The following is a 16,243-nucleotide window of genomic DNA, read 5'->3' on the forward strand; positions in this document are numbered from 1 at the left end:
CCCCCGGGCGCGGGGGGCCCGGGCCCCCCCCGGGGGCGGCGCCGGGGGGGGGGGGGGCCCGCCCCGGCGGGCTCGCTTCGCTCGTCGACTGTTTCCGAATCATGCTCGGTCGTTTAGTCCCCGCGCACGGCGCGCTCGCCCAGCTCGCGCGAGCGGCGGGTGGCGGCCTCGACCGCCGCGATGAGCGCGGCGCGCAGGCCGCCCTGCTCGAGGGCGTGCACGCCGGCGATCGCCGTGCCGCCCGGGCTCGTCACCTGGTCCTTGAGCCGGCCGGGGTGCTCTCCCGTCTCGAGCACGAGCTTCGCCGAGCCGAGCACGGTCTGGGCGGCGAGCGCCATCGCCACCGGCCGGGCGAGTCCGACCTTCACGCCGCCGTCGGCGAGCGCCTCGATGACGAGGAAGAGGAACGCCGGTCCCGAGCCGGAGAGGCCGGTGACGGCGTCGAGGTGCTGCTCCTCGACGACGACCGTCGTGCCGACCGCCTGGAAGAGCGCCCGGGCCTGCTCGAGGTCCGCGTCGGTGGCGTGCGCCCCGCGCGCGAGGGCGGTCGCGCCGGCGCCCACGAGGGCCGGCGTGTTGGGCATCGTCCGGACGATGCGGACGCCGGCGCCCAGCTTGCGGCCGATCGCCGCGATCGAGACGCCCGCCGCGATCGAGATGACGAGCTTGCGGTGATCCACCGCCGGCGCGATCTCGTCGAGCAGGCTCTCCATCGTCTGCGGCTTGACGGAGAGGACGATGATGTCCGCCTGCTCGGCCGCCTCGAGGTTCGAGGAGACGGCCGTGACGCCGTAGCGCTGGGCCACCTCGTCGCGCCGCTCCGGACGGGGCTCGGCGCAGAGGATCTCGGCGGCGGTCGCCGTTCCCGCGCGGAGGAGCCCCTTCACGAAGGCCTCCGCCATGTTGCCGGTGCCGAGGAACGCGATCTTCTTGCCGAGTGCCATCGGCAGAGCTTAGCGCTACCCGATGATGAAGTCCTCCTTCGCCACCGGGCCGCGCGAGAACCGGTCGAGCGTGAACTGCTCGAAGATCTCGTGCTTGCCCCGCCCGGTGAGCCAGTCCGCGTACAGCTCCGCGACGGCAGGGGCCATCATGAAGCCGTGCCCGACGAAGCCGGAGAGCTGGTGGAAGTTCTCGAACCCGGCCGGGCCGAGCACCGGGTTGTTGTCGGGCGTGACGTCGTAGCAGCCCGCCCACTGTCGGAGGACCCGCGTCCCGGCGAGCACCGGGATGCAGTCGACGGCGGCGCGCGCGAACCGCGCGAGGAACCGGAGCGTCGACCCCTGCACGACGCCCTCCGGCTCGAGCGGATCGCCCATGCCGCCCACGAGCTCCCCGCGCTGGGACTGCGAGAAGTAGAGCCCGTTCCCGAGGACCGACACGAGCGGGTCGAGCCACGGCTTCATCGGCTCGGTGACCAGGATCTCGTGGCGGGTGGGCCGGTTCGGGAGCGCCACGCCTGCGAGCGCGGCGACCTCCTTCGACCAGGCGCCCGCGGCGACCACGACGAGGTCGCAAGCCACGCGGCCGCGGTCGGTCACGACCGCGGTGACGCGTTTGTCGGCCGTCTCGAAGCCGGTGACCTTCGTGAAGGTCGCTATGCGCGCGCCGGCCGCCTCGGCCTGGCCGGCGTAGCCCCACAGGAACGGCCAGGGAAAGACCACCCCGTCGTCCGGATTGTAGGAGGCGGCGAGGAAGCGCGACGGATCGAGCTCCGGCACCACCTCGAGCGCCTGCGCCCGATCGATGACGCGGGTGCGCAGCCCCTCCTGGCGGTGGAGCTCGGCGTTCCGCTCGATGCGCTCCACCTGCTCGCGGGTAGGGGCGAGGAAGAGATATCCGCCGCGCCGGAACCAGACGTTCACGCCCATGTCGACGGCGAAGCGATCGCAGAGCTCGAGCGAGCGCCGGGCGAGCCGGATCATCGTCGGCGTCGTCCACTGCGCGCGGACCCCGCCGCCGTTCCGGCCCGAGGCGCCCGCGTTCAGGTAGGCGCGCTCCAGCACGAGCACGTCCTTCGTGCCGCGCCGGGTGAGCTCGTAGGCGAGGGCGAGGCCCATGATGCCCCCGCCGACGATGACGACGTCGGCGCGGGCGGGGAGCGGCGCGAGCTCGGCGGCGGGCGTGCGCGCCGCGGCCGGATGGACGGGCACGCCGTCGTCGACGGGGAGGTCGTCCGGCTCGATCGCCGCGAGCGCGCCGAGCGGCACCGGCCGGTAGGGCGGCCTGACCGTGAAGGGCAGCACCTCGGCCGGCGTCGCGCCGAGCCGGAGCAGCTCGCGGGCGACGAGCGCGACGCAGCTCTTCCCCTGGCAGGGGCCGGTGCCGAGCCCCGTGTAACGCTTCACCGACTCGAGGTCGCGGTTGCCGGCCTCGAATGCGCGCCGGACCTCGTCGAGGAGGACGTCCTCGCAGGTGCAGACGAAGGTCTTCGTCATCGCGCCGCCTCCCCCGCGCGCCGGCCCGAGTCGGCCGCGCGCGCACCGTCCATCACCCCGGTCACCTCCCCCGCCGCGAAGAGCCCGTCGACGCCGGTGCGCCCGTCCGCGGCGACGCGCAGGGCGAACACGCCCGCGGTCGCGTCGAGCAGGATCTCCGCGCCGAGCTCGCGCGCGAGCTCCGTCGCCGGCGCGGGCGGGGTCGCGATGGCCACGACGTCGCACGGGATCCGCTCGCCCGCGACCTCGAGCGCCCGCACGCGGGCGCGGCCGAGGACCCTCGCGCCCTCGGCGCGCGGCAGCTGGCGGACCTCCACCCCGGCCGCGGCGAGCCGGGCCGCGAGCGCCTCCGGCTCGGCGCCCTCGCCGAGCACGACCGCGCGCCGTCCCGGAACGACCCCGTGCTCCGCGAGGGCCACGGCGAGGCCGCGTCCCCCGTACACGCCGGGCCGATCGCCGTCGGCGATGGCCGGCGGCTGCGGGTGACCGCCGGCCGCGACGACGATGCGCTCGGGCCGCACCAGGCGGAGCCGGCGCGGCGGTCCATCGGCGTCGAGCGCGGCGAGGGGGCTGCCGCCGTCGCGCCACAACCCGAGGACCGCGGTGCGCAGGGCGACCTCGCCTCCGGCCGCCGTCACCTTCGCGACGGCGCGCGCCGCCCAGGCGAGGTCCGGCTCGCCCGGGAGGCCGAGGCGGCAGCGGAGCCGCCCGCCGGCGGCGGGCTCTGCATCGGCGACGAGGACCCGGCGGCCGGCCTCCGCGAGGGCCTCGGCGGCGGCGAGCCCCGCGGGGCCGGCCCCCACGACGAGCGCGTCGAAGCGCTCCTCGGTGGCCGGCGCGGAGCCCTCGGCCGGGAGCGCACCCACGTCGGGCAGCGTGCCCAGACCGGCGAGTCGGCGCGAGAACGCGACCGCGGCGTGGTTCGCCAGCCCGTTCCAGGTCATGAGGTGGTGGTGGTCGAGGCCGCGCGGGTAGACGAGGTCGATCGCGCCGAGCAGGTCGTGCTGGGCCGTCGGCAGCGCGTTCTGGGTCTCCACCGCGAGCCCGTCCTGGCACGGTGTCCGGCAGGCGCGCTGGTTCGGGAGCCCTCCGGCGCGCACGAGGCAGGAGCCGCACGAGCCGGTGAGGCAGAACGCGCCGCGCGGGCGGTGGTACTTGGCGCTGCGCGACACGAGCGGGCGCCCGTGGGCGAGGAGCGCGGCGGCGACGGGCTCGCCCCGCCGCGCGGGGACGGCCTCGCCGTCGAGGAAGATGGTGCAGTCGGGATCGAAGGTCGGGAGACGGGGCATGGGGGTCGGGCTCGGCGCGCGGAGAATAGCGCCGAGTCCGGTCGGCGTCTCGCCCGGTGCGCGCCGGCGGCCTGGGCGCGCCCCCACGGTCGCGCCCGCGGGCCGCCGCCGGGTTATGACGCAGGGCGTGGCGGTCCTCTTCGTGTTCGTCGACGGCGTCGGCGCCGGGCTCCCGGATCCGGACCGGAATCCGCTCGCCCGCGCCGACCTGCTCCTGTCGCGCTTCGCCGATGGAACCGGCGCGCCGCTACCGGCCGGCGGGCGGGCCGTCCTCGCCGACGCCTGCCTCGGCGTCCCCGGCCGCCCGCAGTCGGCGACCGGCCAGACGACGATCCTCACCGGAGAGAACGCGCCAGCGCACCTGGGCCGGCACGTGCTCGGGTTCCCGAACGCGCCGCTCCGCGAGCTCCTCCGCGCGCGCTCGCTGTTCCGCGCGCTCGCCGCCGCCGGGCGCACCGCCGTGTTCGCGAACGCGTACCCCATCGCCTACCTCCGCGCGCTCGGCCTCGAGGCGGACGGCGAGCCGGAGCTCGCGCTCGGGCGCCGCCGCCCGCGCGCCGCCGCGACGACGATCGCCTACGCGGCCGGAGGCTTCCGCTTCCGGACCTGGGCCGACGCGAGAGCGGGCCGGGCGCTCACGCACGATCTGACGGGACGCCGAGCGCGGGCCCACGGCGTCGATCTGCCCGAGCGCGCGCCCGAGGAGGCCGCGGCGATCCTCTCTGCGCAGGCGGCGGACGCGGATCTCGCGCTCGTCGAGTTCTTCGAGACCGACGAGGCCGGCCACGCGCAGTCCATGCCGGATGCGCTCGACGCCCTGCAGCGGGTCGACGCGTTCCTCCGTGCGCTCGTCGAGGCGCTCGGGCCCGACGACGCGCTCGTCGTCGCGAGCGATCACGGCAACGTGGAGGACCTCTCCATCCGCAACCACACCCGCGCACCCGTCCCGGTGCTCGGGTTCGGCCGCGCCGCGCCAGCGCTCGACGCCGTGCAGGACCTCACCGGCCTCGCGCCCCTCCTCCTCGGGCTCGCCGGGGCGCTTGCGCCGGCCGCGCGCTGAACGGTACAGGAGGGCGTGCCCCGCGTCGCGCTCGCCGCCGCGCTCGCGCTCCTCGCCGCGTGCGCCCCGCGCGCGCCGGGCGACGGAGTCGGCGGGCCGCGCTCCCTGGACGTCGCCGCCGGCGGGGCGCGCTTCCGGCTCGTGTACGGGCCGGAGGACGAGGGCGAGGCCCGGAGCGTCGCGGCCGCGCTCGCCCTCGCCGCGCCGAGAGCGCAGCGCTTCGGGCCGCTCGCGGTCCCGGTCACCATCACCCTCCACCCGAGCCACGCCGCGCTCGAGCACGCCGCGGCGCGTCCGGGGTACCCGTGGCTCAGGGCGTGGGCGCGCTACGCGACGATCGAGCTGCAGTCCCCGCGGACCTGGCGCGACGGGGGTCTCCTCGGCCGGCTCGTCGGCGCGCGCCGGGGCCGCGTCGCGGAGCTCCTCGCGCACGAGCTCGCCCACTGCGCGATGTGGCAGCGCGCGGGCGACGCGCAGACCTGGCTCTACAGAGGCATCCCGCGCTGGTTCACCGAGGGGCTCGCGAGCGTCGCGGCGGGGCAGGAGGAGCGCCACGGGGATCTCGCGGCGCTCGCGCGCTTCTACGACGGCGCGGCGGCGTCCCCGGCGGCAGGGGCCGGCGGCGCCGATCCGCTCTCGGAGTCCGAGGCGCTCTACCTCGGCCAGGCCGAGCTGGTCTACGGCGCCGCGCACCACGCGTTCGCGTTCCTCGCCTCGCGCTACGGCGACGCGCGCGTGCGCGCCGTGCTCGACGGGATGGGAGCAGGGCTCTCGTTCCCGTCGGCCTTCCGCGCCGCCATCGGCATCGAGCCCGCGGCGTTCGAGGCCGAGTTCCGGCGCTACGTCGCGTGGCGCGGCTTCGAGCGCTGATCAGCGCTTCACGCTCGGCGCACGACGCTCGCGACCAGCCACAGCCTGTCGCCGTAGGCGCGCTCCGCGCAGAGCCAGAGCCGCACCGGCTCCCCACCCACCTCGAGGGCCGCGCCGGACTCCGGGCCCCACACCCACTCGCGCGCCTCGCCGCCGCCGCCGGTGCGCGGCGCGCCCGCGTTCGCGCCGAGCAGCGCGAGGGACACGCGCACCGGGTCCGCCGGCTCGGCGCCGACCACCTCGACGAGCGTCACGAGCCCCTCGCGATCCACCTCGAGGTGGGCGACCGCGGCGAGGTCGCCGTCCTTCCGGTAGCAGACGTCGGGTTCGGAGAGATCGATGTTGAGGAGCCGGCGCCGCTCGGCGTCGAGCCCGATGGGCGTGGCGTAGGGTGCCCAGCCCGCGCGGAGGAAGGCGTCGAGGGCGACGCGGCGCGGCTGGACGAGGACCGCGTCCAGCGCGGGGACGGGGAGGGGAAGGCTCACGGCGCGACCCCCGGAGCGCGCGGGGGCGCGGCCGAGGGCGCCTCGGACCACGGCGCCGGCAGGATCGGGCTCCGCTCGTTGGCGCGCGCCACGCGCTGCAGCTCGATCTCGCCGACGAGCGCGGCCGGGGCCACGGTCGAGACCGGCACGTAGCCGCTCTCCGCGCCGCAGTAGCCGTTGAAGACTTTCACGTCGCGTGACGTCGCCATCACCTTGTTCACGCTGGTGAGCGGCGTTCCCACGAGCTCCACTCCGCGCACGAGCTCCTCCTTGCCGGTCCTCGCGTCCACCCGATAGACGAGCCGCGGGGTCCCCTTGAATGCCTGATAGCCGTACGACATGGTGTTCGTGTCGCCGCCGGTGACGTCCCGGATGACGAGCCCGTAGGGCTTCCCCTGGCGGCGGGCCTCCTTCATGAGGAGGTGCTTGAGCTCGTCGCGGGACACCGCCCGCCTGGACTCGACGACGAGGTTCGCCATCCGCGCGGTGGGGCTCCGGCCGCCCTGGCTGCGGCCATGGCCGTTCGAGCGCTCGAAGGGGCGCACCGGCTTGCGCGAGAGCAGGTACGTCGCGAGCCGGCCGTCCTTGACGAGCACGGTGCGCTGGGCCGCGACGCCCTGATCGTCGAACGCGTAGCTGCCGTTGAGCGCCGTGCCGGCAACGCTCGGGAGCGTCGGGTCGTCCACGATCGACAGGAACGCGGGCAGGATCTGCTGCCCCACCTGTCCCTTGAACGTCTGGCCTTCCTTGTCGTCGTCGACGCGCTCGCCCTCCAGCCTGTGGCCGACCGCCTCGTGGAAGAGCACGCCCGCCGCCTCGGGCTCGAGGATCGCGGGCCCGGTGTAGGGATCGATGGCCGGCGCCTTGCGCAGCGCCTCGAGCTCCGCGGCGACCGCGTCGACGGCCTCCAGGACCTCGGTCGCCGACGGGAGCGCGCCCTCCGTGCGCGCGTAGAAGTCGCGCCCGTCCTCGAGGAGCTGGCCGTCCGGCGCGCGGGTCACGGCCTGCAGGTGGACCCCGTAGAGCGTCCGCTCCGTGACGAGCGCGGACCCCTCGCTCGACGCGAACCAGCGGACCTGCTTCTCGGCGGAGATCTTGAGGGAGGCGTCGAAGATCGCGGGGTGCGCCCGGAACCGCGCGGTGGCCTCGCGGGCGAGCGACTTCCAGCGATCGCGATCGAGGGGGAACGGCAGGGGGGCGTCGACGTGGCGCGACGGCGCCTCGCGGGTGAAGCTCGACGGACGGTCGGGCTCGTCCTGCCGGTACACCTGGCGGGAGCGCTTCTTGAAGTACGACGACAGCGCCTCCTTGAGCTTCTCGTCGGTCGCGAGCCAGAGCGCGTTCCGGAGCGCCGTGGTGTCGCCCTCGAGCGGCGCCTCCTTCGGCGCGTACCAGCTCGGCCCCTCGCCCACGACGAGGAACGGCCCCTCCTCCGGCGCGGACGAGTCGAGCTCGTACGAGCCCACGCGGAGGTCGACGAACAGGTTGCGATCGCGCCGCGCGTCGTCCTCGAAGAGCGCTCCGAAGCGCGCACCGATCTGGTGGCGCGTCACGTCGCTCACCTGGTACGCGATGAAGTACGGCGCGTCGTAGCCCTCGATCCGCAGCCGCTCCATCGAGCGGGAGAGCTCGGCCTGCATGGCGCCGAGGGTGGCCAGCCGCTCGTCGGCGATCGTCTGCGCGGGCGGGTTCGAGGCGGCGGGCGCGGCTGCGACCGCGAGCGTGACGGCGAGGACGGCGGCGAGCATCGGTCGTGACTTAGCACGGGGGCTCCGGCGGCGCGGCCCCGGATCGTCTCGGGCGAGCCCACGGCCGACGGGCGACCGGACGGGCGAGCCACCGGCCCTCTCCCCACCCCACGTGCGATCGTCTGGCGTGGAACAGGTCCGGAGCCCCGCGAAGCGCGGAGCCGCGCGGGAGCGAAGCGCGCCGGGATACCGCCGTTGCCCCGCCCGTTTCACCTGTTGGGAAATCGCTTTCTCCTTGCGCTCGGAGAGCTCGCGACCGGTGCGTCGCCGGGGGGGAGGCGCGCGCTGGCAAGACCGTTGCTATCTCGTTCGGTGGGTCCGGATGCCGGTGCCCGGGGTCTCGAAGGCGACGGGGAGGCGGGGCGTGAGAGCGGTGGCCGTGGGTCTTCTGATCGAGGAACAGCGGAGCGAGATCGCGTCGGCGTGGCGGGGAACGGTCGAGCACGAGCTCGGCGGGGAGCCGGCGATCGGGTTCGCGGTGGGGCCGCTCCTGCGGGAGATGGCGCTCGCCCTCCGCGGCGACGCTCCGCCGTCCCGCGCACGCTCCGTCGAGGACGGTCTGCAGCGCTGCGCGGTGCTCGTCCGCTCGGGCGCCCAGGGGGCGCGCGTCGCGCGGGAGTTCAAGCTCCTGCACCGCGCCGTCTGGGACACGCTCCGCGCGGCCGGCCGGATCATCGCGGCCGACGAGCGGCGGGCGGTCGACGAGTGGCTCGATGAGGCGCTCGCGGCGTCCCTCGAGCGGCTCGATCGCGTTCGCGCCCGGGTCGAGCTCCTGGAGCGCGCGCCGGCTGCCGCCCCGGCGGCACGGCCGGCGCCCGCCGCGCAGCGGCCTCCTCCGCTGCCCCCGGCGCGCGCGCGGCCATCCGCCCGGCCTCCGCCGCTGCCGGCGGTTCCCGCCGCGAATCACGGCGGTGAGTAGCCGAGGTAGCGGCAGAACCTGATCGGGCGGTCCCTTCCGTCCATCTTCGCGCCGCGCGGCACACGCCGCGCGGCGCGAGGCGTTTCGGGGCACGTGCTGCGCGCGTGATCGCCTCGCGCGGCGCGCCGCGCCCCGCCTGAGCCCCAAATTCGTCACGACCTGGGTGCCGCCCGGACGACGTCCGTGCGAGCAGGGCCCAGCCCTCGCCCGCGCCGGGGCGCCGAGCCAGCGCGGATCCTTCAGCAACCCCAGCCCCGATCGCGAGCAGGCGAGCTCGCTGTACGTCTTCGCTCACTCTGGCGCCAGGCGTCGGATGGCGTGGGTGCGCGTCCGAGGTCCACCCTCTCCTCGGCACCTCTGCTCACCGGGGGGCGAGAAATTCGCTCGCTTGGGCCTCCGTTCCTCGTTCGCAAACCCGAACGGGAAGGAGCCCCACCCGATGATTTCCCGCCGAGCCCTCTTCGCCGCCGCCCTCTCGATCGCCCCGGTGTTCGCCTTCGCGGCGGACGTCTGGGTGGCCCCTGCGACGGAGAAGATCCGGCCCGACGCACAGCCGCGCCCCAGCACGGAGGCGCGCATCGCGGCGGCCCGCAACGAGTTCGAGGCGTTCCAGGTGGTGGTGACGGGCCCGGCGCACGGCGTGTCCGCGCGCGCCACGAGCCTCGACGGGCCGGGGAAGATCGACGACGTGAAGCTCTACCGCGAGGATACGATCGACGTTCAGACGCCGTCGGCGCTCGACGGCGCCACCGGCCGCTGGCCGGACGCGCTCGTGCCCGACGTCGACGACGTGGTGGGCGAGCAGCGCAACGCGTTCCCCTTCGACGTCGCCGCGGGCGAGAGCCGGGCGATATGGGTCGAGGTCCGCGTTCCGCCGGGCTCGCAGCCGGGAAGCTACTTCGGCAAGGTGACGGTGACCTCCGACGCCGGCGAGGCGCAGATCCCGGTGATGCTCACGGCGTGGGACTTCGAGCTGCCGTCGACCGCGTCGCTCAAGACGCACTTCGGCCTGTCGTACGGGCTCATCCCCGGCGGCCACGGCGTCTCGCCCGAGGACGACGCCGCCATCCGCGCGCGCTACGCCGCCCTCGGCCTCGACCACCGCATCTCCCTCTCCGGCGTCGCCGACGACGGCCACAACGGCGACTTCGATCACTTCGACCAGTACTACGCGGCGCTCGTCGACGGCACGGCGCAGACGCGGCTGCCCGGCGCGAGGCTCACCACCGTGAAGTACGTCGGGAACCAGACGTCGGTCGACGAGCACCGCCGCTGGGCGGACCACTTCCGCGCGAAGGGCTGGATGGATCGTCTCTTCGACTACACCTGCGACGAGCCGCCCCTCACCTGCAGCTGGGAGGAGCTCCCCACCCGCGCGAAGGCCGCTCACGACGCGGACCCCGAGTTCAAGACCCTCGTGACGACGCAGATCTGGGACGCCGACGCGCACGGCGTGTCGAGCGACATCGACATCATGGTCCCGGTCATCAACTGGATGGACGACAAGCCGACGGGCGAGCACCCCGGCGACAACCGCTCGAAGTACGACGGCTTCCTCTCGCAGTCGAAGGCGAAGGAGCTCTGGCTCTACCAGAGCTGCATGAGCCACGGCTGCGGCGGGACCGTGAACATGGGCAGCCCGTCGGAGTGGGACCAGTACACCACCGGCTGGCCGAGCTACATGATCGACGCCTCGGCCGTGCGGAACCGCGCCATGGAGTGGATCTCGTTCCTCGAGGGCGCGACCGGCGAGCTGTACTGGGAGACCGCGTTCGCGTTCACGCACGACGCGTGGTCGAACCAGTGGGACTTCTCCGGAAACGGCGACGGGACGCTCTTCTACCCCGGCCGGCCCGATCGCATCGGCGGATCGACGCAGATCCCGGTGGCCTCGATCCGGCTCAAGATGATCCGCGAGGGCATGGAGGACTACGAGTACCTGAAGCTCCTCGCCGACTCGGGCCGGGGCGACGCCGCGCGGCAGATCGCGCGCGACCTCTTCCCCTCCGCCGGGCAGACCGAGGTGGATCCGCAGCGGCTCATGGCGGCGCGCGAGGCGCTCGCGGCGCAGATCCTCTCGGTGCAGGGCAAGCAGCTCGCCTCGGTGGCGGGCGTGCCCGGCATGCCGCAGTTCCCGCTCGTGAAGGGCGGCTGCGGCTCCTCGGGCGGGTTCGGCGCGGGCGCGCTCCTCTCGCTGCCGTCGCTCGTGGCCTGGGCGCGGCGGCGGCGCCGGCGGGGCAAGTAGCACCCATCGTCACGCGTACGCTCGAGAGGGCGCGGCCGGTCCGACCGGTCGCGCCCTTTCCTTTTCGTCACACTCCGGGCGCCGTAGAATCCGGCGCGCGTGCGCGCGTTCGGCAAGTACAGGCTCGTCGAGCCGCTCGCCTCCGGCGGAATGGCGGACGTGTGGCGCGCGGAGGTCACCCTCGCGGCCGGCGTCGTGAAGGAGGTCGCCCTGAAGCTCGTGCGCGGTGAGCACGAGGCGGAGGGCGACTTCGTCCGCATGTTCATCGAGGAGGCGCGGCTCGCCTCGCGCCTCGGGCACGCGAACGTCGTCCAGGTGTTCGAGTTCGACCAGATCGACGGTCGGTACTACATCGCGATGGAGCTCGTGCGCGGTCACCACCTCGGCCGCGTGGTCGAGCGGGCGCGCGAGCGCGGCGTCCGGCTCGGCCTCCCGCGCGCGGTCCACGTCGCCGCGGAGGTCGCGAAGGCGCTCGCCTACGCTCACCGGCTCGGCGACGGCGGCCGCCCGCTCGGCCTCGTCCACCGCGACGTCTCCCCGCACAACGTCCTCGTCTCGTTCGAGGGCGAGGTGAAGCTCGCGGACTTCGGCATCGCGCGCGCGATGGGCCAGGCGGGGCTCACCGCCCCGGGCACGCTCAAGGGCAAGCTCGCGTACATGGCGCCGGAGCAGGCGCGCGGCGAGCGCGTGGACGCGCGGGCCGACGTGTTCGCGCTCGGCGTCGTGCTGTGGGAGCTCTGTGCGGGGCGGCGGCTCTTCGCGCGCGACTCGGACGCGGCGACGCTCGGCGCGGTGCTCGGCGACGCGGTGGTCTCCCCGCCGTCGGCGTGGAACGAGGAGGTGCCGCCGGAGCTCGACGCCGTGGTCCTGGGCGCGCTCGAGCGGGACGTCGCCCGCCGGACGCCGTCCGCGGAAGACCTCGCGCACGCGCTCGCCGGGATGCTGCTCCGGATCACGCGCTCGCCCGCGGACGTGGATCTGCGCGCCTTCATGCACGGCCTCTGGCCGGAGGGGCCCCGGCCCGCCCCCGCGCCCGAGCGTACGCGGGTGAGGCCGGTGCCCGTCGCGGCGGAGCCGGTGGGAGGGGCGACCCGCGTGTCCGCTCCGCCGGTCGCGGCGCTGGAGGCGGAGGTCGAGGCGAGCGCCCGCGAGGACGCGGCCGTGCGGGAGGAGTCCGCCACCCGGACGGCGACGCCGCCGGCGGCTGGCCCGCGCAGGACCCGGCGCGCGATCGTCGCGCTCGTCCTGCTCGCCGTCGTCCTCGTGCTCGGCGCGGGCGGCGTCGCGCTGCGGACGAGGGCGGGGTGGGGCGGGGGTACACCGCAGACGCGGCAGACGGTGGCGCCCGCTTCCGAGGAGATCCGGTCTCGCGCCACCCCTCCGGCCGCCTCGCCCGAGGCGGTGCCCACCGAAACGTCTCGAGCGGCCACGGTGCAGGTCCGATCGTCGGACTCCGAGCCTCCGGCGGCCACCCGCGCCGATGGACCGCTCCCGGCCGGAGCAGCGTCACGTGGCGAGGCAGTGGAGCCGTCCTCGTCCGGCACGGCTCCCGCGGCGGAGCCGGCCGCGCTGCGCGGGCCCCCGCTCTCGCCGCTCCCGGACCTCGACGCGCTTCGGATCGCGCCGAGCCTCAACGGCCTCGCCGTCCCCGCGACGTCGTCGGGGCAGGGGCTGCTGGGCGTGAACGCGGTGCCCTGGGGGACGGTCCACGTGAACGGCGTGCGCCTCGGCGAGACGCCGCTCGACGTTCGCCTGCCGGCGGGCCGGTACCGGGTCCGCGTGGACCATCCCAAGGGCGCGGACGTGCGAGTGGTCACGATCACGCCCGGTCGCCGTACGGTCGTGCTCGCGCGGCCTGGCGCGCGCTGAGCAGAGCGGCGGCGCGAGCGCGGCGACGACCGCGAACGCCGCCCGCGAGCTCGACCTCGACCTGGACCTCGACCTCGACGTCGACCTCGACCTCGACCTCGACCTCGACCTCGACCTCGACCTCGACCTCGACCTCGACCGCGACCTCGACCTCGACCGCGACCGCGACCGCATCCGACGGCGGCACCGCTTCGCCGTGACCCCTCACCCCGCGTGGATCGTCCCGGCCTCCCGACCGCAGTGACGCGCGGTCGCTCCGAGCCACCTGCCGCCTGCGACAAGACGCCCTCCCTCAGGGGCGGCCGGTCCCGGTTGACCCTCTGCCACTCAGTGGAGTACCTTCCAAATCAAGTTTCCAAAAGAAGATTTTCGATCCCATGAATGCCGCCGAGTACCTCCGGAACGATGAGATCGCCCGCGTCGAGCGCGAGCGAGCGGGTGGAATCACCAGCGGTGAGGTGGTGCGCCTGTTCGAGTCGAAGGGCGCCCGGCTCTCGGCGTCGACGTTCCGGAAGTACGTGCAGGTGGGGCTCCTGCCCCGGAGCCGGCGCGTCGGCCGGAAGGGCAAGCACACCGGCTCGACCGGGCTCTACCCGGTCTCGGTCGTGCGCCGGATCGCGCTCATCAAGCGGATGATGGCGGAGGGCTACACGGTCGAGGACATCCGCGGCAGCTTCGTCACGGTGCGTAACCAGCTCGAGGACGTCGAGAAGGGGCTCACCGAGCTCGTGGCGCAGCTGTCGCAGAAGGCGCGGGCGCACCCGCGCCGCAAGCAGTTCGAGGAGGAGCTCTCCCGCGCCGAGCGCGAGGCGCGCAGCGCGCTGGAGAGGCTCGAGAAGGTGGGAGGCGCGGTCGCGACCGTCCCGGCGGAGGCCGCCGGGGCGTGACGATCGTGGGCGCCGGCCCGGCGCCTGGTGGACGGTGCGGCGCTCAGGCCGCGGTGGACGGTGGAGAGGGAGGGCAGGGGATGAGCGAGGCGAAGCGGAGCGAGCCGCAGGACCAGGCCGTAGACGAGGCGCGCGAGGACGGGGAGGAGCTGCTGGTCGGCCCGGTGGCCGGCGCGCCGGAGGACGGCGACCTCGACCTCGACGGCGACATCGACGGCAAGCGCGGCAGGCGGCGGTCGAAGACGATGTCGCGCAAGGAGATCGCGCGCGAGCTCCGGCGTCAGCGGGCGTTCGGGATCGTCGATCAGGAGCTCGAGGCGACGGTGCGGGAGATCGAGGCCAGCCGGCCGCGCTCCCGGGCGGAGTGCGCGAACGGCCCGCGCCCGTGCATGTTCATCGCCTGCAAGCACCACCTCTACCTCGACGTGAACCCCGCCACCGGCTCGATCAAGCTGAACTTCCCGGATCGCGAGGTCTGGGAGCTCGACGAGACGTGCGCGCTCGACGTCGCGGACCGCGGCGGGATCACGCTCGAGGAGGTCGGGTCGATCATGAACCTGACCCGCGAGCGCATCCGCCAGGTCGAGACGCGCGGCCTCGCCAAGCTGCGGACCATCGCGGAGGACGAGCCGCGCTCGCCCAACTCCGCCAAGGCAGACGACCTCCTGGATTGATTCGCAGGTCGGACGGCAGGCGGAGCGGCGGCGGGGTTGGCCGGCGGCATGGGGTGCGGCGCGCGGCCCCGCCGCTCACCCGTTGAAACCTCGTGCGGCGCGGGCTACAAGGGCACCCCTTCCCGGAGGTGCACACAATGGTCCGCCGCGCTCTCGTCTCCGTCTCCGACAAGACGGGCCTCGTCCCGTTCGCGAAGCGGCTCGCCGCGCTCGGGGTCGAGATCCTCTCCACCGGCGGCACGCAGCGCGCCCTCGCCGACGCGGGCATCCCCGTCGTCCCGGTGGGCGACTACACGCAGGCGCCTGAGATCCTGGGCGGCCGCGTGAAGACGCTCCACCCGCGCGTGCACGGCGGGATCCTCTACCGCCGCGGGCTCGCCTCGGACGAGGCGGACGTGAAGGCGCGGGACATCCCGCCCATCGACCTCGTCGTCGTGAACCTCTATCCGTTCCGCGAGGCGGTCGCGGCGGGGAAGCCGTTCTGGGAGTGCGTCGAGGAGATCGACATCGGCGGGCCGACGATGGTGCGGAGCGCGGCGAAGAACGCCGCGCACGTGGGCGTCGTCGTGGACCCCGCGGACTACGAGCGCGTCGCGGCCGAGCTCGAGGCGTCGCGCGAGCTCTCCGGGCAGACGCGCTTCGAGCTCATGAAGAAGGCCTTCGCGCACACCGCCGCGTACGACGCCGCGATCTCCGAGTACCTCACCGCGCGTGAGAGCGTGGAGGCGCCGCCCGCGCACTTCCCGGCGACGCTCGCGGCCGTCTACACGAAGGCGCAGGACCTCCGCTACGGCGAGAACCCGCACCAGGCGGGCGCGTTCTACCGCGCCGGCCGCGAGCCGGACGAGCCGACGGTCGCGTTCGCGAAGGTGCTGCAGGGCAAGGAGCTCAGCTACAACAACCTGCTCGACCTCGAGGCCGCGCTCGCCGCGGTCAAGGAGCATGACGGGGTCGCCTGCGTCGTCATCAAGCACAACACGCCGTGCGGCGTGTCGCTCGGGGCGACGCCCGCCGAGGCGTTCGCCCGCGCGCGGGCCTGCGATCCCGTCTCCGCGTTCGGCGGCATCGTGGCGCTGAACCGCCCGGTGGACGCGGCGGCCGCGAAGGAGCTCACGGACCTCTTCCTCGAGTGCGTCATCGCGCCCGGCTACGACGCCGCCGCGCGCGCCGCGCTCGCGGCGAAGAAGAACCTGCGGCTGCTCGAGGCGCCGCGCCTCGCCGCGCCGCGCGCGAGCTGGACTCGCCGCCCCGAGGAGCTCCGCGAGCTCCGCTCGATCCCGGGCGGCCTGCTCGTGATGGACCGCGACCTCGGGGCGATCCGCCGCGAGGACTGCAAGGTGATGACGAAGCGCGCTCCGACCGACGCCGAGTGGCAGGATCTGCTCTTCGCGTGGAAGGTCGTGAAGCACGTGAAGTCGAACGCGATCGTGTTCGCGCGGGAGCAGCGGACGGTCGGCATCGGCGGCGGCCAGACGAGCCGGGTCGAGTCGGTGAAGACCGCTCGCATGAAGGCGCAGCTCGACCTCGCCGGCTCGGCGGTCGGCTCGGACGCCTTCTTCCCGTTCAAGGACGGGGTCGAGGAGATCATCAAGGCCGGCGCGACGGCGATCATCCAGCCGGGCGGCTCGGTCCGCGACGCCGAGGTGATCGAGGCGGCGAACGCCGCCAACGTGGCGATGGTCGCCACGGGGATGCGGCACTTCCGGCACTGAAAGGTCGACGGGGCGGACCGCCCCCACCCCGCGCCTCGCGCTCGCAC

General features: G+C 74.7%; 14 protein-coding genes. 8 read left to right on the forward strand and 6 right to left on the reverse strand.

Annotation, left to right across the window (positions count from 1 at the left end):
• Positions 1–113: 113 nt before the first annotated feature.
• Genes proC through MNY62_RS12435 form a run of 3 tightly spaced genes read right to left on the reverse strand, consistent with a single transcriptional unit; the run spans position 114 to position 3,727 of the window.
• Complete coding sequence (gene proC, locus MNY62_RS12425) at positions 114–944, reverse strand: pyrroline-5-carboxylate reductase (protein ID WP_242344514.1); 831 nt, start codon at positions 942–944, stop codon at positions 114–116.
• A 15-nt stretch (positions 945–959) separates the two neighbouring features.
• Complete coding sequence (locus MNY62_RS12430; protein ID WP_242344515.1) at positions 960–2,438, reverse strand: FAD-dependent oxidoreductase; 1,479 nt, start codon at positions 2,436–2,438, stop codon at positions 960–962.
• Positions 2,435–3,727, reverse strand: a complete 1,293-nt coding sequence (locus MNY62_RS12435) for a 2Fe-2S iron-sulfur cluster-binding protein (protein WP_242344516.1) — start codon at positions 3,725–3,727, stop codon at positions 2,435–2,437. The genes MNY62_RS12430 and MNY62_RS12435 overlap by 4 nt, the downstream gene beginning before the upstream one ends.
• A gap of 115 nt (positions 3,728–3,842) precedes the next feature.
• On the opposite strand from MNY62_RS12435, the gene MNY62_RS12440 reads away from it, so the two are divergent.
• Positions 3,843–4,787, forward strand: a complete 945-nt coding sequence (locus tag MNY62_RS12440) for an alkaline phosphatase family protein (RefSeq protein ID WP_242344517.1) — start codon at positions 3,843–3,845, stop codon at positions 4,785–4,787.
• Between the two features lie 15 nt (positions 4,788–4,802).
• A complete protein-coding gene (locus MNY62_RS12445; protein ID WP_242344518.1) occupies positions 4,803–5,657 on the forward strand; it encodes a hypothetical protein in 855 nt (284 codons plus the stop codon).
• Positions 5,658–5,665: 8 nt separating this feature from the next.
• On the opposite strand, the gene MNY62_RS12450 is transcribed toward MNY62_RS12445, so the two are convergent.
• Together MNY62_RS12450 and MNY62_RS12455 are read right to left on the reverse strand one after the other, a co-directional pair.
• Positions 5,666–6,142 carry a hypothetical protein gene (locus MNY62_RS12450; protein WP_242344519.1) on the reverse strand — a complete coding sequence of 159 codons (477 nt, stop codon included), beginning with the start codon at positions 6,140–6,142 and terminating at the stop codon, positions 5,666–5,668.
• The gene (locus MNY62_RS12455) at positions 6,139–7,890 is read right to left on the reverse strand and encodes a TldD/PmbA family protein (RefSeq protein ID WP_242344520.1); all 1,752 of its coding nucleotides are present in this window, start codon (positions 7,888–7,890) and stop codon (positions 6,139–6,141) included. The genes MNY62_RS12450 and MNY62_RS12455 overlap by 4 nt, the downstream gene beginning before the upstream one ends.
• Positions 7,891–8,269: 379 nt before the next feature.
• On the opposite strand from MNY62_RS12455, the gene MNY62_RS12460 reads away from it, so the two are divergent.
• The 3 genes from MNY62_RS12460 to MNY62_RS12470 all read left to right on the forward strand — a co-directional run bounded on the left by MNY62_RS12460 (position 8,270) and on the right by MNY62_RS12470 (position 12,923).
• Positions 8,270–8,809, forward strand: coding sequence for a hypothetical protein (locus MNY62_RS12460; protein ID WP_242344521.1), 540 nt, complete (start codon positions 8,270–8,272; stop codon positions 8,807–8,809).
• A gap of 439 nt (positions 8,810–9,248) precedes the next feature.
• Positions 9,249–11,054 carry a DUF4091 domain-containing protein gene (locus MNY62_RS12465; RefSeq protein ID WP_242344522.1) on the forward strand — a complete coding sequence of 602 codons (1,806 nt, stop codon included), beginning with the start codon at positions 9,249–9,251 and terminating at the stop codon, positions 11,052–11,054.
• 99 nt (positions 11,055–11,153) lie between these two features.
• Positions 11,154–12,923, forward strand: a complete 1,770-nt coding sequence (locus MNY62_RS12470; RefSeq protein ID WP_242344523.1) for a protein kinase domain-containing protein — start codon at positions 11,154–11,156, stop codon at positions 12,921–12,923.
• Here MNY62_RS12470 and MNY62_RS12475 read toward each other — a convergent pair.
• Positions 12,874–13,131, reverse strand: a complete 258-nt coding sequence (locus MNY62_RS12475; RefSeq protein WP_242344524.1) for a hypothetical protein — start codon at positions 13,129–13,131, stop codon at positions 12,874–12,876. The two genes, MNY62_RS12470 and MNY62_RS12475, sit on opposite strands and share 50 nt — an antisense overlap.
• A gap of 169 nt (positions 13,132–13,300) precedes the next feature.
• Between MNY62_RS12475 and MNY62_RS12480 the strand changes: the two genes are divergently transcribed.
• The 3 genes from MNY62_RS12480 to purH all read left to right on the forward strand — a co-directional run bounded on the left by MNY62_RS12480 (position 13,301) and on the right by purH (position 16,196).
• The gene (locus MNY62_RS12480) at positions 13,301–13,810 is read left to right on the forward strand and encodes a MerR family transcriptional regulator (protein ID WP_242344525.1); all 510 of its coding nucleotides are present in this window, start codon (positions 13,301–13,303) and stop codon (positions 13,808–13,810) included.
• Positions 13,811–13,890: 80 nt separating this feature from the next.
• Positions 13,891–14,484 (forward strand): sigma factor-like helix-turn-helix DNA-binding protein, encoded by a 594-nt coding sequence (locus tag MNY62_RS12485; protein WP_242344526.1) that lies wholly within the window; start codon positions 13,891–13,893, stop codon positions 14,482–14,484.
• 137 nt (positions 14,485–14,621) lie between these two features.
• Entirely contained in the window at positions 14,622–16,196 is a 1,575-nt protein-coding gene (gene purH, locus MNY62_RS12490; RefSeq protein ID WP_242344527.1) for a bifunctional phosphoribosylaminoimidazolecarboxamide formyltransferase/IMP cyclohydrolase, read from the forward strand.
• Positions 16,197–16,243 lie beyond the last annotated feature (47 nt).

It is taken from the genome of Anaeromyxobacter terrae (genome assembly GCF_022690685.1).
In the GTDB taxonomy this organism is placed as follows: Bacteria; Myxococcota; Myxococcia; order Myxococcales; family Anaeromyxobacteraceae; genus Anaeromyxobacter; species Anaeromyxobacter terrae.

Coding starts and splice junctions, on each gene's coding strand:
- purH (WP_242344527.1), top strand. CDS start 14,622: ATGGTCCGCCGCGCTCTCGTCTCCGTCTCCGACAAGACGGGCCTCGTC.
- MNY62_RS12480 (WP_242344525.1), top strand. CDS start 13,301: ATGAATGCCGCCGAGTACCTCCGGAACGATGAGATCGCCCGCGTCGAG.
- MNY62_RS12440 (WP_242344517.1), top strand. CDS start 3,843: ATGACGCAGGGCGTGGCGGTCCTCTTCGTGTTCGTCGACGGCGTCGGC.
- MNY62_RS12485 (WP_242344526.1), top strand. CDS start 13,891: ATGAGCGAGGCGAAGCGGAGCGAGCCGCAGGACCAGGCCGTAGACGAG.
- MNY62_RS12435 (WP_242344516.1), bottom strand. CDS start 3,727: ATGCCCCGTCTCCCGACCTTCGATCCCGACTGCACCATCTTCCTCGAC.
- MNY62_RS12465 (WP_242344522.1), top strand. CDS start 9,249: ATGATTTCCCGCCGAGCCCTCTTCGCCGCCGCCCTCTCGATCGCCCCG.
- MNY62_RS12455 (WP_242344520.1), bottom strand. CDS start 7,890: ATGCTCGCCGCCGTCCTCGCCGTCACGCTCGCGGTCGCAGCCGCGCCC.
- MNY62_RS12430 (WP_242344515.1), bottom strand. CDS start 2,438: ATGACGAAGACCTTCGTCTGCACCTGCGAGGACGTCCTCCTCGACGAG.
- proC (WP_242344514.1), bottom strand. CDS start 944: ATGGCACTCGGCAAGAAGATCGCGTTCCTCGGCACCGGCAACATGGCG.